Below are 22134 nucleotides of genomic sequence, written 5' to 3' on the forward strand. Positions count from 1 at the left end.
CGGGCGACGACCGCCCGATCTTCGGGCACGACGAACAGCGGTGCACCGACGGCGCACTCGGGGTGATTGCGGGTGGTTATGGGGCGATCGCCGCGACTCAGAGCAGCAGCGGCAGCCCCATGAGGGGCCAGACCCACAGCGCGAAGACGGCGACCAGGATGAACATCGCCGGTGCCAGCAGCGCCGAGAGTCGACGCAGATCCTGCGCCCTGAACCCTCCCCTGACGATGTCGGGATCGGCGAACATCGCGACCGGCTTCGCGGAGCTGGGCAGCGTGTGGCAGAAGCCGGCCGCGGCCGTCGAGGCGAACGCGGCCGCCATCGGGGAGACGCCCAGCGCCGGGGCGAGGGCGATCACCACGGGGATGATCGCGGCCGAGCGTGCAGACCGGGACGGGATCAGCAGGTGCGCGGCGATCGAGATCGCGATGACCACGATCACGAAGGCGACGGCTCCCGCGGCCCCCAGGCCGCGGAGCGGCGCGAGGGCCGAAGAGCTCAGCCAGGCCGCGGCGCCCGTGGTGGTGAGCGCGGAGGCGAGAGCGAGGGTGGCGGCGAGGAACAGGAGCAGAGACCACGGCACACGTTTGATCGCGGCCGGAAAGGTGAGACAGCCGATGCCGGGTGTGACGGCGGCGACGGCGCCGATGAGGGCGACCAGAGCCGGAGGCAGGTGGTGCATCGGCTCGGTGCTCCAGAGCAGGATCACGCCGCCCAGCAGCAGGGCCGCCCGCCGCTCCATCGCACTGAGTGGTCCTGTCACCGCCGTCGAGGCGGAACGGCCGATCTCGGCGGCATCCACGCGCAGTGGCGTCGCGCGGTCCTCGGGGCGCAGGAAGCGCCAGAGGATGAGCTCGCAGGCGAGATGCGACGAAACGAGGGCCAGGGGCAGCCCGAACCAGAGCCAGCTCAGGAACGTGAAGCCCTGCTCGCCGGCCGCCCGCAGCAGCTGGTCCGTGATGACATGGGCACCTGCGCCGAGCAGCGATGCGACGGCCGATAGCAGCACGACGGTCGGCATCAGCAGCGCCAGGGATCGAATCACGCGCTCGCGCCCGGGAAGGGTTGCGGACACGGCCGTGAACACCGGGACGGCGAGCGCCGCACGCCCCGAGGTGGCGGGGACCGCGAAAGCGGTGACGGTGAGGGCGACGGTCGTGAGGTGAAAGAGGCTCCGCGGTCCCCGCGCGAATCGGAGCAGATGCGAGGCGCCGCGCAGGGCGAGCCCCGAGGACGAGACGGCGGACGCGATCACGAATGCTCCGATGAGCAGCCAGATGGTCTCATCCCCCAGCGACGCGAAGAAGTCGCTGGCCGGGAGCACGCCCGTGACGATCAGGGCGATGGCCGCGAGGAAGGCCACGAGCGTGTCGTCGAGGCGCGTGGATGTCCAAGCCCACACCGCGAGCAGGAACACCGTGACGGTGATCGTGATCGGCAGAGTGATCGAGCCCGGCCCCGAGGGAGACGTGATCGACGACAGGGCCATCGCGATACCGATGGCGAAGACGAGCACGAGGACAACGAGGCGAAGGACGGTGCCTCGCCGAGGCCGAGCCACCGCGAGACGTCGCCCGGACGAGCGGGGCCCGGATGAGCGGCGTCCGGTAGGGCGGACCCGAGCCGGACGTCGCCCGGCGGGCAGGGCGTAGCTCTGCGGCGGCACCGTCGTGAAGCGTGCACGCTCTCCCGGGCCTCGGTCCAGGTCGGCAGCGGACTCCGCATGCGTCTGGTCGGTCATCGGAATCGGTATCCCGCCCCGCGGACGGTCTCGATGCGATCGACGCCGATCTTGCCGCGCAGGGCCCGCACGTAGACATCGACCACGTTGGATGCCGGATCGAAGTCCATCCCCCACACGTGCCCGATCAGCTGGTCCCGTGACAGCACCTGCCCCGCGTTCTGGAGGAACACCTCGAGCAGCGAGAACTCCCGCGAGGTGAGCTCGCGCATCTCCCCGTCGACGGTGACGGTGCGGGCGCGGACGTCGACCCGGACGTCGTCGTGAGTGAGGACGGGGCCCGCCGCGCGCCCCTCGCCGTCACCGATCCGCAGTCGCACGCGGGCGATGAGCTCGGCGAACTGGAACGGCTTGGTGACGTAGTCGTTCGCACCGCTCTCGAGCCCCCGCACGGTGTCGATGACCGAGTCGCGGGCGGTGAGGATGATGACCGGAGTCGTCACGCCCTCGCCGCGCAGGTTGGCGACGACGTCGAAGCCGTCCATGCCCCCGAGGCCGATGTCGAGCAGCACCAGGTCGAACATGCCGCTGCGCGCCATCAGGAGAGCACTGTGCCCGTCGTCGGCTTCGGCCGTCTCGTAGCCGGCCGCGCGGAGACCGCGACGGACGAACGAGGTGATGTGCGGGTCGTCTTCGGCGATCAGGATGCTGCGCATCTCACACGCTCCTCTCTGCGGCGGCATCCTGCCGCTCATCGGTGGCGGCGGGGAGGTCGATCCCGAACGTGGCGCCCTCGCCGAGCACGCTGTCCACCCAGGCCGAGCCGCCGTGACCATCGGTGATGGCACGCACGATCGCCAGCCCCAGTCCCGACCCGCGCCGCACGCCGGAGCTGTCACCGCGCGCGAAGCGCTCGAAGATGCGCTCGGCATCGGCAGCCGCGACGCCCGGACCCGAATCACGAACCCACAGGCGCAATCGCCGCTCGGCGCCATCGCCTTCGAAGCGAGAGCCGATCAGGATGCGGTCGCCCTGTTCGGTGACCTGCACCGCATTCGCCGCGAGCTGCAGCACCGCCTGGGTGACCCGCTGAGGGTCCAGCGGCGCGACTCCCTCTGCGACCTCCATGAGCTGCCAGCGACGATCGCCGAGGTTCTGCGCCTTCGCCTCGATGTCGAGGGTGAGCGCCGAGACCTCGCAGTTCGCGACCCGCACGAAATCAGGCTGCTCCGCCCGCGCGAGGACGAGGAGGTCGGTGACGATACGGCTCATCCGGTCGAGCTCATCGCTCACGAGACGCAGGGTCGCAGCACGCTCCTCGGGCTCTTCGCTGAGCAGCTCGAGCTGCCCCCGCACGATCGTGATGGGCGTGCGCAGTTCGTGCCCGGCGTCGTCCACGAAGCGCTGCTGCGTCGCATGCACGGCTTCGAGGCGGTCGAGCATCTGGTTGAAGGTCGTGGCCACCGCAGCGATGTCGTCCGTGCCCTCGACCGGGACCCGGGCGCTGAGGTCGTGCTCGCCGATGTCGCGGGCGACGCGGTAGACCTCCCGCACCGGTGCCAGGATCTGACCGGCCACGAGCCAGGCGACACCCGAACTGAGGAGGATTCCCACCAGGGCCACCCACGCGATCGTCGTGAACTCCGCGTCCACCTGGGCGCGCGCCTCCTGCGTGTACTGCACGATCAGGATCGCCCCGGAGCGGTCTCCCGCCTCGAAGTCGAGCCGACCCCATCGCAGCGGACCGGCCTCCGGCGTCTCGGTCGCTCCAGAAGCTGCCGTCTCACCGAGCAGCGTCGTCACGAGCGCCTCGCCGCCGGGCACAGCCGACAGCGTCGAGGGGTCGGTCGCCGCCGTACGACCGTTCGCGATCGCGACGACCCCGCCCTCCACCGTCCCGATGACGACCTCGTCCTCGTGCACCGACTGGTGGGCGAGGTACTCGCTCAGCATCGCCTCGGCTGTGCTGTGTCCGCTCCCCGCGGCATCCGCGGCGAAGCGCGAGAATTCGGCCGCCTCCTGCTCTATCTCGGCATTCGCCGCCTGCTCGACGCTGGCGAGGAAGATCCCCCGCCCGATCATGCCGACGGCGAGGATCGTGATCACGGTGCTGAGGATGATCCACAGGGTGATCCGCCAGCGCGCAGGGAGGGTGCGCCGGCGGAGCGTGCGCAACGGAGCTCCTGCGACGATGTGGCCGCGAGGCGGCAGAATCGGCTGGCGTCCCGCCGGTTTCTCGTTCGCACCGATCGCGAGCGGCAGCGTGGGAGCGTCAGTCATCGTCGCCGCCATCATCGTCGTCGTCGCCGCCGAACGGGGCGGGAGCGGGGGCCGGCGCGGGGGCGGGAGGCAGCACCGGGCTGCTCTTCGCCGGCGCACCCGATGGTGCAGGAGCGGGTGGGGGCACCGGGGCCGTCGGGTCCAGTTGCACCGACACGGGCTCGGGCGGTATCCGCGGCGACGGCGGCATCTGCGCCAGCACGACGCTGCCGACCGCGAAAGCCACCGGGATGGCGATCAGGGCACCGGGGATCAGGAGGCGTCGGGGGCTGGTCATCCCCCCATGATGTCGGGCGATGATGAGGCGCAGATGAGCCGAGGATGAAGATCCTTTCATCCTCAGGTGGTCAGGCGCGCTTGCGCCCTCGGACCGCCTTGATCGCCATCTGCACCGCGATCACGACGAGGTATGCCGCGAACAGCATGTTGCCCAGCGTGGGGTCGACGATGGTCGCGAGCCACGCTCCGAGCGCGGTCGTCGTACAGGCGGAGACGCCGATGAGCACGGCGGCGAGCAGGTCGACGTTGCGGTTGCGGAGGTTTCCCACGGTGCCCGAGATCGCGGTCGGGATCATCATCAGCAGCGAGGTCCCCTTGGCGACCAGGTCGCTCGTGCCGAAGGCGAGCATCAGCACCGGGACCACGATGACGCCGCCGCCGACACCGATCAGCCCGGCGAGGATGCCGGTGCCGATGCCGACCCCGACGAGGGCGATGCCGGTCAGCCAGGTGAGCTCGAAGGCCGCGTCGCGCGAGGGGATCACCAGGAACAGGCTGACGATCACGACGACGAGGAAGCCGACGAATCCCCACCGCAGCGCGGTCTGCGAGATGCGCGGCAGCAGTCGCGTGCCGATCTGCGCGCCCACGACGGCCCCCGCCGCGAGGATGATGGCGGGGATCCAGGCCACCGACCCCGTCGTGGCGTAGGAGATGACGCCGACGCTGGCCGTCGGCACGATCGCCGCGAGCGAGGTCCCGGCCGCGAGTCGCTGGTCGAAGTGCAGCAGCAGCACCAGCAGCGGGACGATGACGGTGCCGCCGCCGACGCCGAAGAGTCCGGAGAGGAGACCGGCGAGAAGGCCGATGCCGATGAATGCTGCGTAGGCGCGAGGCCCTCGTGCGGGGGCCTGTACGTCGCTCACCGGATCAGCCTACTCGCGGCCCGGTCTCCTCTCGAACCGCCCGCCTCGGACTCAGACCTCCGAGTCGGCCTTGATCGGCACGGCGATCGACTCGGTCAGCGCCTGCTCGTACCGGCGCTGCCGTCGACGCAGCCACAGCCCGCCGACGATCAGGAGCGCGAGCACGCCGTAGGCGATCGCCGCGAACGGCTGCATGACCAGGGTGCTCAGGTCGCCCTGGCTCAGCTGCAGCGCCTTGCGCAGCTGCTCCTCGGCCATCGGCCCCAGGATCATCCCGACCACCAGTGGCGCCACGGGGTAGCCGTAGCGCCGCATGAAGTAGCCGAGGATGCCGACGATCAGGAGGATCACGATGTCGGTCGGCGAGCTGTGCAGCGCATATGCGCCGAAGACGGCGAAGAGCAGGATGCCCGCGTAGAGGTACGGCCGCGGGATCTGCAGCAGCTTCACCCACATGCCCACCAGCGGAAGGTTGAGCACGATCAGGATGACGTTGCCGATGTACAGGCTCGCGATGAGCGCCCACACCAGGTTCGACTGCCCCTCGAACAGCAGCGGCCCCGGCTGGATGCCGTACGACTGGAACGCCGTGAGGATGATCGCCGCGGTGGCCGTCGTCGGCAGGCCGAGCGTGAGCAGGGGCACCAGCACACCCGCCGCGGCCGCGTTGTTCGCCGACTCGGGACCCGCGACGCCCTCGATCGCACCGCGTCCGAACTCGTCGCGGTGCTTCGACAGCTTGCGTTCGGTCGCATACGACAGGAACGTCGCGACATCCGCTCCGCCGGCCGGGATGGTGCCGATCGGGAAGCCGATCGCGGTTCCCCGCAGCCACGGTTTCCAGGAACGACGCCAGTCCGCCTTCGTCATCCACGAACGCCATCCGCGCGTCACGGGGATCACATCGACGCCGCCGTGCCGCAGTCGCGCGGCGATGTAGAACGTCTCCCCGACAGCGAACAGGCCGACGGCGACCAGGACGATGTCCACGCCGTCGGACAGAGCGGGGAGTCCGAGCGTGTACCGCTGCTGCCCGGAGAGCCAGTCGGTGCCGACGAGACCGAGGAACAGGCCGACGCCGAGTGAGAGCATGCCGCGGGAGACCGAGCTGCCGATCAGTGCGCCGACCGTGATGAACGCGATGACGATGAGGGCCACGTAGTCGGCAGGCCCGAGGTTCACCGCGAACTGCGCGAGCAGCGGGGCCAGCATCGTGAGTCCCAGGGTCGCCAGGGTGCCGGCGATGAACGATCCGATGGCCGCGGTGGCGAGCGCCGCTGCGCCGCGCCCCATCCGAGCCATCTTGTTGCCCTCGATCGCCGTGACTATCGACGCCGACTCCCCTGGTGTGTTCAGGAGGATGCTCGTCGTCGAGCCGCCGTACATGCCGCCGTAATAGATGCCCGCGAAGGTGATCAGCGCGGCGGCGGGGTCGAGCGTGTAGGTGAGGGGAAGCAGCAGCGCCACCGTCATGGCGGGGCCGATGCCCGGGAGCACGCCGACCGCGGTGCCGACGAAGACGCCGAGGAAGGCGAACGCGAGGTACTGCGGCTGCAGCGCCGTCGCGAATCCCTCCAGGAGCAGGGTCCAACTGTCCATCAGAACATCCTTCCGAGCCAACCGAGGGCAGGACCCCAGGGCAGCGACAGGCCGAGCAGACCGCCGAAGACGATCTGGATCACGAGGGCCACGAGGATCCCGATGAGGAACGCCATCCACCACCGTTTGGCGGCGAGCGACCACGCGACTCCGCCGAACAGCAGGGCGGCCGCGGGCACCCATCCCAACGGCTCGATCAGGAGCAGGTGCGCGACGACGAGCCCCGCGAGCTTGGCGAGGGTGACCCAATCGGTCGGGAGGCTCTGATCGACGTCCTCCGCCTCCTCCGCCCCGCCGCGCTCCCCGCGCAGCACACCGATCAGGACGGCGACCGCCGAGGCGAGCAGGATCACCGAGACGAAGATCGGGAAGACCGTCGGCCCGGCCTTCATGCCGACGGGGACATGGATCAGGAAGATGCCGACCACGGCGAAGACGCCGAGGGCGACCATGATTCCGGCGAACACGAGCTCGCCGATGGGGACGGAGGGAGCACGGCGTGCGAGCCGGCCGTCATGGCCGTCTCGCACGCCCCGCTCCTCGGTCCCCGACGATGCGGGGACCGTCATGTCACTGCACCAGGCCGATGTTCTTCAGCGTCGCCGTGACCTCTTCGATGTCCCCGGTGAGGAACTCGTCGAACTCGGCTCCGACCAGGAACGCATCGGTCCAGCCCTTCGTCTCCAGCTGTTCGGTCCACGCCTCGGACTCGTGCAGCTCGGTGACCACGCGCACCAGCTCGTCCTTCTCCCCGTCCGAGATGCCCCCCGGCGCGATCACGCCGCGCCAGTTGGTGAGCACCACGTCGTAGCCCTCCTCGGTGATGGTCGGCACGTCCGGGAGCTGCGGGACCGGCTCCTCACTCGACACCGCCAGCGCACGGAGGTCGCCGCTCTCGATGTGCTGAGCGAACTCCCCCACGCCGGAGATGCCCGCCGCGACCTTGCCGCCGATGAGCAGCGGGACCGCCTCGCCGCCGCCCGAGTTCGGGGTGTAGTTCAGCTTCTCCGCGATCTCCGCACCGTCGAGGCCCGCCTCCTCGAGCATGAGTCCGGCGAGGATGTGATCGGCGCCTCCGGCCGAGCCGCCGGTGATCGTGACCGATTGCCCGTTGTCGGCGACGTCCTCCACCAGATCCTCGAGCGTGTCGTACTTCGAATCCGCGGGGACGACCACGACGAGCGGCTCGTCCGTGAGACGGGCGATCGGCGTCGTGTCCTCGATCCGCACCGCCGAGGCGTTCGTCTCGACGGCGCCGACCATCACGAGCCCCATCACCATGAGGGTGTTCGGGTCCTTCTCGTTCGCGAGCTGCGCCAGGCCCACGGTTCCGCCGGCACCGCCGACGTTCGTCACGGGCGCCGAGCTGACGATGTCCTCCTCGGTGAGCACCTGCGACAGGGCGCGACCGGTCTGGTCCCAGCCTCCGCCGGGGTCTGCGGGGACGACGATCGAGACGTCCGTGACAGCCGCGACCTCGGCTTCGCCGCCGTCGCCGTCGCCGTCGGCCGTGCTCCCTCCGGCGCACGAGGTCAGTGTCAATGCGGCCACCGCCGCGAGTGCGGTCAGGGTGGCGATGCGTGCGTTCTTCATGTGCGCTCCTCCTTGAGCGTTCGTGCTGCTGTCCGTCCACCCTGGGAGGACAGCCGCCATCGCTCAAGCTTCGGAAACCATTGGTCGGAGTTTCGGAACTATTGGTCGGAGACGGTGCCCGCCCCTGCTCGCGGGGCCCTCACGCACACGCGACAATGATCAGGTGGCCTCGAAGATGACGCTCCGCGTGCAGCTGCTCCTGCTCCAGGCGCTGATCGTGTTCCTGGTGACCCTGGCGACCGGCATCGTGGCCGGGGCCTTCCAGGAGCAGGCTCTCCGCGAGGCCTACAAGGATCGGATGCAGGCGGTGGCGCAGTCGGTGGCCGCGCTGCCGACCGTCCTCGACGCCTTCGACGATCCAGAGCCCTCGACCACCATCCAGCCGATCGCCGAGGTCATCCGCGAGGCGTCCGATCTCGCGTACGTGGTCGTGGCCGACGAGGACGGCATCCGCTACTCGCACCCGAATCCGGACCGCATCGGCGAGGAGGTCTCCACCGACCCCTCGATACCCCTCTCCGGTGAGATCTTCGTGGGCACGCAGACCGGAACGCTCGGCACGTCCTGGCGGGTCAAGGTGCCGATCCGCGACGACGACGGCATCGTCATCGGCACCGCGTCGGTCGGGATCCTCGAGTCGGAGCTGAACGAGGAGTTCACCGCCAACCTCGCCTGGTTGATCTCGGCGATGCTCGCCGCCGCCGTGTTCGGGGTGTTCGGCTCGGCGTGGGTGACCTCGATCATCCGTCGTCGTATCTACGGCCTCGAGCCCCATCAGATCGCCGCGCTCGTGAAGAACCAGGAGACCACGCTGCACGGTCTCAGCGAAGGCGTGATCACGGTGGACGGAGCCGGGCGGATCACACTGGTCAACGACGCCGCCGCGCGATTCCTCGGCCGGGATGCCGCCGACCTCGACGGCGCTCCCGCCGCGGAGGTGCTGGGTGCCGAGCTGACGACCGTGCTCCGCGAGGGAGAGTCGGCGGGGCGGCCCGTGATCATCGGCTCCCACGTGCTCGTCGCGCGGAGCACCGGCAGCGACGCGGACGGCGGCGGCATCGGGGCGACCCTGCTGCTCCGGGATCACACCGAGCTGCACGACGTCGTCCGCCGTGTCGAGGCCGCGGATGCGATCATCGCGTTCCGTCAGCGGTTCGGCGTCCCCAAGGGACTCAGCGCCGAGACCCTCGACCGTGTCTCCGCGGCGCTCGCGGCGCGCCCCGATGCCTCGGCGACGGAGATCGGCGAGGACGTCGACATCTCCCGGGTCAGCGCACGACGCTATCTCGAGCATCTCGCGAGCACCGGCCGAGCGATCCGCACACTCGACTACTCGACGAAGGGCCGGCCGAGCACGCGCTACCGGTTGAACGGTGCAGTCTGACCCTTTCCGATCTCTGGGACCCGGTGCCGTTGTGTGCGACACTGGATCGCATTCGACGACGACGTCGGCACCCCCGGATCGAAGGAGATCTCATGGTTCGCAGCGCCTATCCCGATGTGGAGATCCCCGCGGTCTCCATCCACGAGTTCCTCTTCGGCGGGCTCGACGAGACCGACCTCGACTCGATCGCGCTCATCGACGGGGTGAGCGGGGCGACCACCAGCTACCGGCAGCTCGTCGGGCAGATCGACCTCTTCGCAGGGGCCCTCGCCGCCCGCGGAGTGGGTGTGGGGACCACGGTCGGCGTGCTGTGCCCGAACATCCCCGCGTTCGCGACGGTGTTCCACGGCATCCTCCGCGCGGGCGCGACGGCGACGACCATCAACTCCCTCTACACGGCGGAAGAGATCGCGAATCAGCTCACCGATGCCGGGGCGACCTGGCTCGTGACGGTCTCCCCGCTGCTCCCCGGGGCGCAGGCGGCTGCGGAGAAGCTCGGCTTCGCCGCCGATCACGTGATCGTCCTCGACGGAGCGGAGGGCCATCCGTCGCTGCTCGCGCTGCTGAGCGAAGGGCATCACGCACCGGAGGTGTCGTTCGATCCGGCGACGCACCTGGCCGTCCTGCCCTACTCCTCCGGCACGACCGGGCGCCCCAAGGGCGTGATGCTCACGCATCGGAACCTCGTGGCCAACGTGTCGCAGTGCCGGCCGGTGCTCGGCGTCGGGGCGAGCGACCGACTCCTCGCGGTGCTCCCCTTCTTCCACATCTACGGCATGACCGTGCTGCTGAACTTCGCCCTCCGTCAGCGCGCCGGACTCGTCACGATGCCGAAGTTCGATCTGCCCGAGTTCCTCCGCATCATCGCGGAGCACCGGACGACCTGGGTCTTCGTCGCGCCCCCGATCGCGGTCGCGCTGGCGAAGCATCCGATCGTCGACCAGTACGACCTCTCGTCGGTGAAGGTCGTCTTCTCCGGAGCCGCTCCGCTCGACGGCGCTCTGGCGTCGGCGGTGGCCAACCGACTCGGATGCATCGTCACCCAGGGCTACGGCATGACCGAGACGAGCCCGGCCGTGAACCTCACCTCCGAGACGCGCACCGACATCGACCGCTCGGCCATCGGTCCCCTCGTACCCAACACCGAGGCGCGGCTCGTCGATCCGAAATCGGGCGAGGACGTGGCCGTGCCCGCCGAAGTCGCCAGCGAGCCGGGCGAGCTGTGGGTGCGCGGCCCGCAGGTCATGGTCGGCTACCTGAACCGCCCCGACGCCACGGCCGAGATGCTCGACGCCGACGGCTGGCTGCACACCGGCGATGTCGCGACCGTCACCCCCGACGGCATCTACCGCATCGTCGACCGGCTCAAGGAGCTCATCAAGTACAAGGGCTACCAGGTCGCCCCCGCGGTGCTCGAGGCCGTGCTGCTCGAGCACCCCGCCATCGCCGACGCCGCCGTGATCGGTGCGCTCGACGAAGACGGCCAGGAGGTGCCGAAGGCCTTCGTGGTGCGGCAGCCCGATGCCGACCTCGACGCGGATGCGGTCATGGCGCACGTCGCCGCCCACGTCGCCCCGCACGAGAAGGTGCGACAGGTCGAGTTCATCGACGTGATCCCGAAGTCCAGCTCCGGGAAGATCCTCCGCAAGGACCTGCGCGTCCGCTGACCCGCGGCCACCCGGGCGCCGACCGCGCTCAATCCGCGTCGAGGAGGTCGGCGTACGTCTGCAGGGACACCGGTTTGACGGGCAGCTGGGCGGCGAAGCGACCGGCCTCGGCGGCGGTCCCTCCGCGGGCGGCGGCGACAGCACCGGCCACGGTCGTCTCGCAGTACCGACCCTGGCAGGGCCCCATCCCCGTCCGGCAGCTCAGCTTGACCGCGTCCACGGTGTCGGCATGCCGGTTCGCCTCGAGGAATCCGTCGACGTCCGATCGCGGGATCCCCTCGCACCGGCAGACCGTCGTCGCCGGCGTGGCGAGCGCCGTGAGCCCGGGTCGCTCGGGCGCGAACATCCGCTGCACGACCGCGGCGAATCGTCGGGCACGACGCAGGTCCCGGTCGATCGCACGCGCGCGGCCGGCCTCGACGGGTCTGCCGAGACCGGCGGCGATCGCCGCCGCAGCCGCGGCCCCCTCCGCCCGTGACTGCTCGGCCCCGGAGACGCCGGTGGGCTCGCCCGCGACGAAGACCCCGGGCACGCCCGTCTCGAAGTTCCCGTCGACGTCCACCAGCCATCCACCGGCGGCGGAGTCCCAGCGCACCGGGCAGCCGAGCTGACGCGGGAGCTCGGTGGACGCCTGGAACCCGTAGCCGAGAACGACGGTCCGCGCCGGAACGTCGCGCTCGCGGCCGCGCACGCGCCACGCCCGGTCGGCCTTCGCCAGTCGGATGCCACTCACGCCACGGTCGCCGATGATCGCGGTGGGGACCGTCGACGTCGTGATCCGGACGCCGTGCCGCACGAGGGTCAGCACGCAGCCGGCGAGCTCGGCCAGCAGGCGCACATGCCCAGGGACGGCCGGGGCGGCAAGGAACATCTCGCGTAGTGAGGGCAGTCCGCGAGCGAAGACCACCTCCGCCACGTCGGCCCCGGAACGGACCAGCTGGGCTGCCACGATCAGCATCAGCGGATGCGAGCCGGCCAGCACGACCGGGCCCGCTGCGCGCAGGTGCTGCGACTTCAGGAGCCCCTGCGCCGCGCCGGCCATCAGCACCCCCGGCTTCGTCCATCCGGGGATCGCCACCGGCATGTCGTAGGCGCCTGTGGCGATGAGCAGCCTCCGGGCGTGCGCGCGTCGTGCGCCCTGAGGACCCGTGACGAGCACCTCGAAATCGTCGTGCCCGGTCGAGCGCGCATCGAGCACGCCGAACACGGTCGACTCGAACCACCAGTCGATGGCGGTGGTCCCGGCGGCATCCGCGAGCAGATCCGCCGCCCAGGAGTATCCGACCGGAGAGCGCACCGGCTCGTCGAACTCGGCAGGCGGCTGACGGAAGATCTGCCCGCCCGCGGCGCGCTGCTCATCGATCACGAGCGTCCGGAGTCCCTGCGCATCGGCCTGGAGCGCCGCCGCCAGACCGGCGGGCCCTGCCCCGACGATCGCGAGGTCGTAGAGGTCGGCGCTCATGCGTCGGTCCGCACGTTCATGCCGTCGCGGACGGTAGTCAGACAGGTGCGCGTCATCGGCACGCCGTCGACCGTGATCGCGCATTCGAAGCAGGTACCCATGTTGCACAGCGGCGCGCGCTGCTCACCGCCGCCCCGTCGCGCGAAACACCGCTCACCCTCAGCGAGCATGGCCGCCGCCACGGTCTCCCCCGCGGCAGCGCGCACCGATCGGCCGTCCACGACGAAGGTCACGTCCAACCGTCGCGGCACCGCGCGATCGGCGAGGGGCTGGTCGTTCATGCCATGACTCCGAATCTGTCCGGGGCATACGGCCGCAGGTCGATGTGGGGTGCGCGACCGGCGGCCAGGTCGCAGAGCGAACGGGCGAAGCTCGGCCCGAGCGTGAAGGCCGACCCGCCGGTAGCCACGAACATCCCCGGGCAGCCAGGCACCTCTCCCACGAGGGGCAGCTGATCCGGGGTGATCGTCGTGGTGCCCGCCCACGACCGCACGATGGGCAGACGGGCCGTGCCCGGCACCACGCCGATCGCTGCCCGCGCATTGCCCACGATGGACTCGGGGAGAAGGCGAGGACGCGTCTCCAGATCCGGGTGTCCCCCGCTGCGGCTGAGTGCCGCGGGCCAGCCCCCGCCGATCAGCACCGTGCCGTCCTGCGTCTGCTTGAGCGAGAGCTTGGCGCCGGCGTGCTGGATCAGGTGGCCGATGAACGGCTCGACCGGCGCGCTCACGCTCATCATGAGAGCCAGCGGGATGGTCGGCAGATCGGCTCCGGCGAGGGCGCCCACCTCGGTGGTCCACACTCCCGCTGCGATCATCACCGTGTCGGCGTGGATGCTCAGCGTGGAGTCCAGACCGGCGGCGGTGATCTTCCAGCCGTGTCCGTCGCGCTCGATCCCGGTCACGCGGGTGTGCGTGCGGACTTCGGCGCCGAGCTTCACGGCACCCCGCACCAGCGCGGGCCCCGCGGTGCGCGTCTCGGCCTTGCCCTCGATCGAGCAGAACGCGGCTGCGAGCACGGACGGCGACAGGTAGGGCGCTATGCGCCGCGCCTCATCGCCGTCGAGGAGCGTGACACCCAACCCCCACTCCTGCTCGAGACTGACTTTGCGCTCGAGGACAGCGACCTGCTCCGCCGTCTCGGCGAGCATGAAGCCACCGCGTTGCACCACGCCGACGGATTCGCCCAGTTCGTCGCCCAGCCGGGTCCAGGCCTCGGCGGCATCCAGATGCAGGGGCATGGCTGCGGCAGCGGTTCGTGCCGACTCCCACCCGTTCTCGACCATCCGATACTCGAGCTGGAAGTGCAGGCTGCCGGCGTTCTGACCGGAAGCGTGTTGATTCAGCTGGTCTTTCTCCAGCAGCAGTACGGAAGCGCCCTCGCGTGCCAGCATCCAGGTCAGCGCCCCGCCGAGCAGGCCACCGCCGATGACGACTGCGTCGTACCGCATGCTCACGACAACGGCACGGTCGCGATGCCGAGCCCTTCCAGCGTCGTGCGGACGCGGTCGACCTGCTCCGCCGAGAGCTCGAGCAGCGGGCGGCGGACGTAGCCGGCCGGAACGCCCTGCAGGCGCAGAGCGGTCTTCATGATCGCCTGCTGGTTCCCGAACTGCGCACCGTAGTCCGGCCCGAACCAGCTGGTCATGACCACGCGATCGCGGGCGCCGAGTTCGATCGCCCGCGCCCGATCCCCCGCGGCGAGCGCGTCCCAGAAGCCGGGGTGGTCGTTGCCGAGCGGGGCTCCGGAGCCCATGAGGCCGTCACCGTGACCGAGCGTCGCGAGATCGGCTCCGAGCGCGTTGGTCGGAACTCCGAAGTAGCGCACGCGGTCCTCCACGAGGTACATCGCATCGAGGAACGCACGGAAGTCGCCGGTGGAGTTCTTGATCGCCACGACGTTCTCGATGTCGGCGAGTTCGCTCAGCAGGTCCGGGCTCAGGTCGACGATGCAGCCGCGCGGCCAGTTGTACACGGTGATGGGGAGCGATGTGCCGTCGGAGACCTCCTGGTAGAAGGCCACGGTCTCTTCGCGGGTCGGCACCATGTAGGGCGGCGGCGTCACGAGGATGCCGTCGAGCCCGGCCTCCTCCGCTGCATGCGCGTGCCGGATCGCCTCGGCCGCCGTGAACGCGTTGCAGCCGCCGATCACGCGCATGCCCGCACGGAACCGGCCGCCGAGCGCGAAGAGCTCTGCGCGTTCGGCTTCGGTCATGCTGAACCATTCGCCGGAGGTGCCGGCGAGGATGACGCCGTGCATCCCCTGCTCGGCGAGCCACTGCATCTGCTCCTCGAACGCGACGGGATCCAGCGCCCCCTCGCGCGTGAACGGGGTGGTGATCGCGGGAATGTACCCGTGCCAGTCGACGGTGTTCCGGTCCATCTGTCTCTCCTTGCTACGACTCGGGCGACTCACTCGACCGGCATGTCCTGGGCGTGGTGATGCACGATCCGCCATCCGTCTGCGTCTCTGCGGACCACATCCGTGACGCGCACCACCTCGACCAGCGGCTCGCCTGCCGCAGGGCGGACCTCGAGCACGTAGCGGATCATGCCGGTGTCGCCGAAGTCGCTCGTGACGATGCCGGTCGGCACCACGCTCGGCAGCGTCCGCCGGCGCTCCTCGGGGTCGGCGGCGGGTCCGCGCAGTTCATCGAGCTCGGCGATGCCGTGCATGAGCGTCGGCCAGGGCGTCTCCCACACCGTCACGTCGTCGGCGAGGCGCGCATCGAACGCGGCGCGGTCGGCGAGGTCCTCGTACAGCGCGACGATGAAGCGCTCGAGTTCGGTGGTGGTCATGCGTGTTCCTTCGTCAGGTCGTGCAGCAGGCGCTCGCGCAGTGGCGCGAGCCCCATCGGTCCGAGCGCGAGCGCCCGGGTATGGAAGTCGAGTGTGGATGCGGTGCTCGCCGTGCGGGCCTCGGCCCAGAGCTTGGCGCCGACCTTGAACGCCAGGGCCTGGCCCGGCCAACCGAGGTAGCGGTCCACCTCGAACCGCGCGGTCACGGGATCGACGAGGCCGTAGTGCACAAGGAAGTCGCGGGCGATCTTCGGCGCCCATGCCGTGTGGTCGGTGACCTCGTTGCGCCGCAGCGGTCGACCGGTGTGCAGCCCGATGTCGGCCACGATGCGCACGGTGCGCCACAGCTGGCCGAGCAGCATCCCCAGCCGTTCCGGGGCGTCGCGCAGCAGGCCCAGCTCATCCGACAGCGCCTCCGAGTAGTGCGCCCACCCTTCGGCGTACCCGTGGATCTCGCACAGGTAGCGCTGCCACGGGTGCAGAGACGTGTTGGCCCGGTTCACCGCGTGCTCGAGGTGGTGACCGGGGACGCCCTCGTGGTGGAGACTCGTGAGCTCCTGCCACGTCGGAACCGACGTGGCTCCGGCGGGAATCGTCCACACGATCTTGCTGCGCACCGAGCCGTCGGGCGCACCGGGCGTGTAGTAGACGACGCCCTTCGCCGCCCGCGGCACGACGATGTCGACATCGCGCACGTCCCCGGGCAGAGCGAAGGCCGTGCCGTCGACCCGTTCCAGCGTCCAGTCCAAACGGTCGCGCAACCAGCCGACGACGTCGTCGGCGTCGACGCGGTGAGCGGCATCCTGCGCGAGTGACCGTGCGGCGACCGAGACGTCAGCCGGCGCCCCGGTGCCGAGGATCTCTCCCGCGACGCCGCGCGCCTGCCGCCACAGTCGGTCGAGCTCGCGCCAGCCGTAGTCGTACACCTCGTCGAGGTCGAGCTCGGTACCGAGGAAGCTCTGCGCGGTCGCGCGATAGACGCTCTCGCCCACGGCATCCTGCTGCGGCGCATGCGGAAGGAGCTCGTCGCGCAGCATCCGCTCGAAGCCCGCCATCGCCTCGGTCGCCGCGACGGCCGCGCGATCCAGGGCGGCGCGACGGGCGGCGGAGAGGTCTGCCGCGCGCAGGGAGCGGAAGTAGTCGACCCCATCCGGATCGATCCAGCTCGCGACCTGATCCGCGACCTCGCGCACCTGCCGTTCCGCGGCGATGCCGGTGCCGATAAACTCGCCCCGCTCCCCCGCCGCTCGTGCCCACTTCAGACGGTCGTCGAGCTGGGCGAGTGCGTGGGGCACGGCCGTCAGACGGGTGATGATCTCGTCGCCGGCGGCATCGTCCGTGACTGTGACATCGTCGAACGCCTCGCGCACCAGATGCACCGGTGTCGCCAGCGGGGCGAGCAGTCGCGCGGTGAAGCCGGTGTCGAACAGGGCGATGTCGCTGTCCATGCGCTCCCGGAGGGCCGCGTGCAGCGCCGCATCCGCCGGCGTCGGCTCGACGTCCGCCAGGGCGTCGCGCGTGCGTGCGGCGAGCGCGCGGCGTTCGACCGCCCACTCGGCGCTCAGATCGGGCAGTCGATCCTGCGCGGCGGCGCCGAGCGCCTGCGCGGCCGCCGGCTCGTGGTCGGCGAGTGTCGCCACGTACCCGTCGGCGATGGTCGTGGTCGGGGTGCCCGTGGTCGGGGTGCTCACCGTCCGGCCCGGTCGTCCCGCAGCACGGCGCCGCCCTGCATGACCCAGTCGATTCCGCGCAGCGCCGCCACATCCGCTGTCGGATCCGCGTCCGTGGCGATGAAGTCCGCTCGCGCGCCGACCTCGACGACACCGAGGTCATCGGCGCCGAGCAGCTCGGCCGCGTACGAGGTGGCCGAGCGCATGACGTCCAGCGAGGTCATGCCCGCGTCGACCATGAACTCCATCTCGCGCACCGTCGCGGTCGTGCCGTCGAAGTCCGCGGCCGGGGGCATGTCGGTGCCCATGGCGATGCGCACCCCGCTCGCGATCGCGTTCTCGAGGCTCTCCCAGTGACGCGGACCCGCACCGAGCGCGCGCTCCTTCATCCAGGAGGGCACGCCCTGCGCGTCGAAGAACTCCTCGCACCGGCTGACGGTGATGGTCGGCACGTACCAGACCCCACGCTCGCTCATCAGGTCGGTGACCTCGCGGGTCAGCTCGTAGCCGTGCTCGACGCAGTCCAGGCCGAGCTCGATGGCGCGCCGCAGCGTCTCGGACGGCCCGACGTGCGCGGTGACCTTGCGGCCCCAGTCGTGCGCGGTCTGGATGACGGCGGCCATCTCGTCGTCGGTGAGCTGCGGGGTGTCGATCTGCTCGTGCTCTCCCGCGATCCCGCCGGAGATGCAGACCTTGATCAGGTCGGCGCCGTGACGGATCTGCAGGCGCGTCAGTCGGCGCAGGTCGTCGGCGCCGTCGCCCTCCAGCGCGTCGGATTCCCACCCGTGCCCACCGGTGCAGCACAGCGCGTGCCCGGCGGTGTAGAGCCGCGGGCCCGCGACGATCCCGGCGTCGATGCCGCGGCGCAGGGCGAAGTCGAGGTAGCGGCTCTCGCCGACCAGCCGCGCGGTGGTGATGCCGGCGTGCAGGGTGCGTCGGGCGCTGTCGGCCATCACGAGCAGCAGGTCGGGGTCGCCCTTGGAGGCGATCTCGGCGCCCGCGGTCCCGGGAAGCGCGAGCCCCAGGTGCACGTGCATGTTGATCAGGCCCGGGCTGAGGACGCGTCCTGCCAGGTCGATCACGCGTGCGTCGCCGGCGTCCAGGGTGCCGGTGGCGCCGACCCCCGCGATCACTCCGTCGGCGTCGACGAGGATGTCGAGCCCGTCCCGCAGGTGCTCGGAGCGCCCGTCGAAGATACGGGCTCCGGTGAGGAGGACGCGACGGTCCTCGGCGATGGTGATCATGCTTCTCCTCCCGTGGCGGGGACCGCACCGGCCTCCGCGAGGTCTTCTTCTCTGCCCGGCAGCCGCTTCGTCGGGCCGATCTCCGGGATGGCGTCGATGAGGCGCTGCGTGTAGGGGTGCTGTGCGTCCTGCCACAGCTGTTCGCTGGGCCCGCGCTCGATGATCTCACCCGCGTACATCACCGCGGTCTCGTCGGCGATCGCCCGCACCAGCGACAGATCGTGCGAGATGAACAGCATCGCCATGCCGAGCTCGCGCACGAGGTTCTGCAGCAGCTCGACGATCTGCGCCGACGAGAAGGCGTCGAGGGCCGTGACCGGCTCATCGGCGACGACCACGCTGGGCTGGGCGGCGAGCGCACGGGCGATCGCGAGTCGCTGTCGCTGACCGCCGGAGAACTGTGCCGGGTAGCGGGAAGCGGCCGACTCGTCGAGCCCGACCAGCCGCAGCAGTCGCGAGACCTCGGCGGCGCGGGCGGATCGTTCCAGCGCGTCGGGGGCGCCGTCCAGCAGCTGCGCACCGATGGAGCGACGCGGGCTCAGCGAGGCGTACGGGTTCTGGAACACCATCTGCAGCCCGCGGTCGCGACTCGGGCGGCGGCGCATCGTGAGCGGATGCAGCGGCTCCCCGTCGAAGCGCACGGTGCCGGAGGTCGGACGGTCGATCCCGACGGCGACCCGGGCGAGCGACGACTTTCCGCACCCCGATTCCCCCACGAGGCCGACGATCTGCCCTCGCTCCACGGTCAGCGAGACGCCCTTCACCGCGTGCACGGGCGGAGCACCGCGCCGGCGGTGCGTGACGACGACGTCGTCGATCTCCAACGCGCTCATCGTGCGCCTCCTCGGTGGGTGCGCTGAGCGGCCAGCGACTGCGCCCTGGATGCGATCAGCGCGCGGGTGTAGTCGTGCGACGGCGTGTTGAGGATCTCATTGGTCGGACCGTGCTCGACGACGGTGCCGTCCTTGAAGATGTAGGTGCGGTCGGCGATCGCGCTCATCACCCCGAGGTCGTGCGTGATGAACAGCATCGACACTCCCGTCTCTCGCGCCAGGCGGTCGAACAGGCGGAGGATGCCGGCCTGCACGGTGACGTCGAGCGCGGTCGTGGGTTCGTCGGCGATCAGCAGGCGGGGCTCGCACGCGAGAGCGATCGCGATGGCCGCACGCTGGCGCATGCCTCCGGAGAACTGGTGCGGGTACGCCGTGATCGCCTGATGCGGGTCGCGGATGCGCACGAGATCGAGCAGCTCGATCGCCCGCGCCTGTGCCTGCTTCTGGCTGACACCGGTGTGATGGACGAGGTGTTCGGTGATCTGCGTGCCGATCCGCAGCAGCGGGTGAAGTGCGGCGGTCGGATCCTGGAACACGATCGAGATGCGGTTGCCGCGCACCTCGTTGAGCTCCCGGGTGCTGAGGGTCAGCAGGTCGCGCCCCTCGAACAGGACCCGGCCGGAGGCGGTCGCCCCCTCGGGGAGGATGCCCATGACCGCCGAGGCCGTCATGCTCTTCCCGGAGCCGCTCTCGCCGGCGAGGCCGACGACCTCGCCCTGGCCGATCCGGATGCTCGTGTCGTGCACGAGCTCGATCTCGCCGTCCGGCGTCGGCATGACGACGGAGAGGTCTTCGATCGAGAGCAGCGTCGCGTCGCTCATCGCTTCCTCGCATTCCGTGAGCGCGGATCCAGGTAGTCCTGGACGGCGTCTCCCAGCAGGTTGAAGGCCATCACGATCGTGAGGATCGCGAGGCCCGGGAACAGGCTGATCCACCAGTTCCCGAGGTTCTGCGAGCCGAGGGCGATCATCGCACCCCATTCCGCTGCGGGGGGCCGGGGGCCGAGGCCGAGGAACGACAGCGCGGCGAGCATGAGGATGGCGTTGCCGAGCTCGATCGTCGCCATCACGAGCGCGGGGCCCGCACTGTTGGGGATGACGTCCTTGGCGATGGACTTCAGGGTGGTCGATCCGAGCAGGCGTCCGGAGAAGACGTACTCCTGCTCGCGCACGCTGAGCACCGAGCTGCGGATGATCCGCGCGTACAGCGGCCAGGAGACGATCACGAGAGCGAGCACGGCGTTGCCGACGCTCGGCCCGAATGCCGCGGCCACCGCCATGGCGAGGATGATCTGCGGAAACGCCAGCACGAGGTCGGCCACCCGCATCAGCACGTTATCCGCCGCCTTGCCGAAGTACCCGGCCGCGAGGCCGACGGTCCCGCCGACGAGCAGCGAGAACACGACGATCGCGAGGGCGAGCGGCAGCGAGAGCTGGGCGCCGTAGATCACTCGGCTCAGCACGTCGCGGCCGAGATCGTCCGTCCCCATCCAGTGGGCGGCCGACGGTGCGTCCAGGAACGGTCCGCTCGTCTCGAGCGGGTCGTACGGCGCGATGACCGGGGCGAGGAGCGCCGCGATGATCCACGCGGCGATCACGCCGACGGAGATCACCGTCACCGGCGTCCAGAACGAGGTGCGCGGGGTGAACCGGCGGCTGCGACGGAATCCACGACGGCGCGGCTCCTTCGCGACGGCGAGCCGGTCGGAGGACAGGATGGTCATTTCGCTCCGATCCGGGGGTCCACGATCGTGTAGAGCACGTCGACCAGGAGGTTGATCAGGGTGTAGACGACGGCGATGAACAGCGTGACGCCGAGGATCGCCTGAAGATCGAGCGAGAGTGCGCTCTTGTAGGCGTACTGGCCGAGCCCGGGCCACGACAGCACCTGCTCCACGAGCACGGCGCCACCGAGCAGGGAGGCGAACATCAACCCGGTCACCGTCAGCACGGGCAGCAGACCCGCCTTGAAGACGTGCCGCCAGGTGATGGTCCGCGCCGGGAGCCCCTTCGCGGTGGCGGCGCGGATGTACTCGGCATCCAGCACCTCGATCATGGCGGAGCGGACGAAGCGCAGCAGGCCCGAGACGGTGAGCGCGGTGAGGATGCCGACGGGGAGAATGAGGTGCCAGACGGCGTCGGCGAACACATCCCACTGCCCGGCGAACACGGCGTCGAGAGTGTACATGCCGGTGACGGTGGGCGGCGGATCGTACTCGTTGCTCAGTCTCCCGCCGTTGGGGACGAGCCCGAGCGCGTAGAAGAAGACGTAGAGTGCGACGAGCGCGAGCCAGAACGGCGGGGTGGAGAGTCCGACGAGGGACGCGCCGCGGATGCCGCCGTCGATGGTCGAGCCCTTGCGGGTGGCGGCGATCATGCCCAGCGCCACGGCGATGACGATCGCGAGGATCATGGCGGGCAACGCCACCTCGAGCGTCGCGGGGATGTACTGCGCGAGGTCCTGGGTGATCGGGCGATGGGTCTGCTGCGAGATCCCGAGGTCACCCTGGAAGAGGTTCGCGATGTAGCGGCCGTACTGCACCCAGATCGGCTGGTCCAGCCCCCACTTCTGCTCGAACGCGGCGCGCAGCTCGGGGTCGTCGTAGGCCTGCTGCGACAGGTTCGCGGCGGCCGGATCCCCGGGGACGATGGTCATGAGCGCGAAGGTCACCACGGTGACCCCCCAGAGGAGGATGATCGCGCTGATCAGCCGGCGGCCGATCATCTGCAGGAGAGCTGGCATTGCTCGTTCGCCTTCGGTGAGGTGGTGAGAACCGGA

21 protein-coding genes are annotated in these 22134 nt (G+C 70.3%); 2 read left to right on the forward strand and 19 right to left on the reverse strand.

Annotated features, from left to right (window positions below; translation table 11 throughout):
• Nucleotides 1-97: 97 nt before the first annotated feature.
• From AC6CHX_RS14075 to AC6CHX_RS14110, 8 genes are all read right to left on the reverse strand, one after another.
• The gene (locus tag AC6CHX_RS14075) at nt 98-1741 is read right to left on the reverse strand and encodes an SLC13 family permease (protein WP_498273321.1); all 1644 of its coding nucleotides are present in this window, start codon (nt 1739-1741) and stop codon (nt 98-100) included.
• Nucleotides 1738-2397: a response regulator transcription factor gene (locus tag AC6CHX_RS14080; RefSeq protein WP_136041035.1), complete on the reverse strand. Its 660-nt coding sequence runs from the start codon at nt 2395-2397 to the stop codon at nt 1738-1740. The genes AC6CHX_RS14075 and AC6CHX_RS14080 overlap by 4 nt, the downstream gene beginning before the upstream one ends.
• A 1-nt stretch (nt 2398) precedes the next feature.
• Nucleotides 2399-3961, reverse strand: a complete 1563-nt coding sequence (locus AC6CHX_RS14085; RefSeq protein WP_498273322.1) for a sensor histidine kinase — start codon at nt 3959-3961, stop codon at nt 2399-2401.
• A complete protein-coding gene (locus AC6CHX_RS14090) occupies nt 3954-4238 on the reverse strand; it encodes a hypothetical protein (RefSeq protein WP_498273323.1) in 285 nt (94 codons plus the stop codon). The genes AC6CHX_RS14085 and AC6CHX_RS14090 overlap by 8 nt, the downstream gene beginning before the upstream one ends.
• 70 nt (nt 4239-4308) lie before the next feature.
• Nucleotides 4309-5106, reverse strand: coding sequence for a sulfite exporter TauE/SafE family protein (locus tag AC6CHX_RS14095; protein WP_136041038.1), 798 nt, complete (start codon nt 5104-5106; stop codon nt 4309-4311).
• 51 nt (nt 5107-5157) lie between these two features.
• Nucleotides 5158-6705: a tripartite tricarboxylate transporter permease gene (locus AC6CHX_RS14100; RefSeq protein ID WP_136041039.1), complete on the reverse strand. Its 1548-nt coding sequence runs from the start codon at nt 6703-6705 to the stop codon at nt 5158-5160.
• Nucleotides 6705-7235 (reverse strand): tripartite tricarboxylate transporter TctB family protein, encoded by a 531-nt coding sequence (locus AC6CHX_RS14105; RefSeq protein WP_498273324.1) that lies wholly within the window; start codon nt 7233-7235, stop codon nt 6705-6707. Before AC6CHX_RS14105 ends, AC6CHX_RS14100 begins: the two co-directional genes overlap by 1 nt.
• Nucleotides 7236-7275: 40 nt before the next feature.
• Nucleotides 7276-8298: a Bug family tripartite tricarboxylate transporter substrate binding protein gene (locus tag AC6CHX_RS14110; RefSeq protein ID WP_498273325.1), complete on the reverse strand. Its 1023-nt coding sequence runs from the start codon at nt 8296-8298 to the stop codon at nt 7276-7278.
• Nucleotides 8299-8461: 163 nt separating this feature from the next.
• Between AC6CHX_RS14110 and AC6CHX_RS14115 the strand changes: the two genes are divergently transcribed.
• The gene (locus AC6CHX_RS14115) at nt 8462-9682 is read left to right on the forward strand and encodes a PAS domain-containing protein (protein WP_498273326.1); all 1221 of its coding nucleotides are present in this window, start codon (nt 8462-8464) and stop codon (nt 9680-9682) included.
• A 92-nt stretch (nt 9683-9774) separates the two neighbouring features.
• Nucleotides 9775-11349, forward strand: a complete 1575-nt coding sequence (locus AC6CHX_RS14120) for an AMP-binding protein (protein ID WP_498273327.1) — start codon at nt 9775-9777, stop codon at nt 11347-11349.
• Between the two features lie 28 nt (nt 11350-11377).
• On the opposite strand, the gene AC6CHX_RS14125 is transcribed toward AC6CHX_RS14120, so the two are convergent.
• Genes AC6CHX_RS14125 through AC6CHX_RS14175 form a run of 11 tightly spaced genes read right to left on the reverse strand, consistent with a single transcriptional unit; the run spans nt 11378 to nt 22098 of the window.
• On the reverse strand, nt 11378-12811 hold the full coding sequence (locus AC6CHX_RS14125; RefSeq protein ID WP_498273328.1) for an FAD-dependent oxidoreductase: 1434 nt from the start codon (nt 12809-12811) through the stop codon (nt 11378-11380).
• Nucleotides 12808-13092 (reverse strand): (2Fe-2S)-binding protein, encoded by a 285-nt coding sequence (locus AC6CHX_RS14130; RefSeq protein WP_498273329.1) that lies wholly within the window; start codon nt 13090-13092, stop codon nt 12808-12810. Before AC6CHX_RS14130 ends, AC6CHX_RS14125 begins: the two co-directional genes overlap by 4 nt.
• A complete protein-coding gene (locus tag AC6CHX_RS14135) occupies nt 13089-14261 on the reverse strand; it encodes an NAD(P)/FAD-dependent oxidoreductase (protein ID WP_498273594.1) in 1173 nt (390 codons plus the stop codon). The genes AC6CHX_RS14130 and AC6CHX_RS14135 overlap by 4 nt, the downstream gene beginning before the upstream one ends.
• 2 nt (nt 14262-14263) lie before the next feature.
• On the reverse strand, nt 14264-15193 hold the full coding sequence (locus AC6CHX_RS14140; protein ID WP_498273330.1) for a dihydrodipicolinate synthase family protein: 930 nt from the start codon (nt 15191-15193) through the stop codon (nt 14264-14266).
• 29 nt (nt 15194-15222) lie between these two features.
• Nucleotides 15223-15609, reverse strand: a complete 387-nt coding sequence (locus AC6CHX_RS14145; RefSeq protein WP_498273331.1) for a nuclear transport factor 2 family protein — start codon at nt 15607-15609, stop codon at nt 15223-15225.
• Entirely contained in the window at nt 15606-17300 is a 1695-nt protein-coding gene (locus AC6CHX_RS14150; protein WP_498273332.1) for a DUF885 domain-containing protein, read from the reverse strand. Before AC6CHX_RS14150 ends, AC6CHX_RS14145 begins: the two co-directional genes overlap by 4 nt.
• On the reverse strand, nt 17297-18523 hold the full coding sequence (locus AC6CHX_RS14155) for an amidohydrolase family protein (protein WP_498273333.1): 1227 nt from the start codon (nt 18521-18523) through the stop codon (nt 17297-17299). The genes AC6CHX_RS14150 and AC6CHX_RS14155 overlap by 4 nt, the downstream gene beginning before the upstream one ends.
• Entirely contained in the window at nt 18520-19356 is an 837-nt protein-coding gene (locus AC6CHX_RS14160; protein ID WP_498273334.1) for an ABC transporter ATP-binding protein, read from the reverse strand. The genes AC6CHX_RS14155 and AC6CHX_RS14160 overlap by 4 nt, the downstream gene beginning before the upstream one ends.
• Nucleotides 19353-20177: an ABC transporter ATP-binding protein gene (locus AC6CHX_RS14165; protein WP_376100692.1), complete on the reverse strand. Its 825-nt coding sequence runs from the start codon at nt 20175-20177 to the stop codon at nt 19353-19355. Before AC6CHX_RS14165 ends, AC6CHX_RS14160 begins: the two co-directional genes overlap by 4 nt.
• Nucleotides 20174-21079, reverse strand: a complete 906-nt coding sequence (locus tag AC6CHX_RS14170; RefSeq protein WP_498273335.1) for an ABC transporter permease — start codon at nt 21077-21079, stop codon at nt 20174-20176. Before AC6CHX_RS14170 ends, AC6CHX_RS14165 begins: the two co-directional genes overlap by 4 nt.
• A complete protein-coding gene (locus AC6CHX_RS14175; protein ID WP_498273336.1) occupies nt 21076-22098 on the reverse strand; it encodes an ABC transporter permease in 1023 nt (340 codons plus the stop codon). The genes AC6CHX_RS14170 and AC6CHX_RS14175 overlap by 4 nt, the downstream gene beginning before the upstream one ends.
• Between the last annotated feature and the right edge of the window lie 36 nt (nt 22099-22134).

This window comes from Microbacterium sp. GQ128 (genome assembly GCF_059758615.1).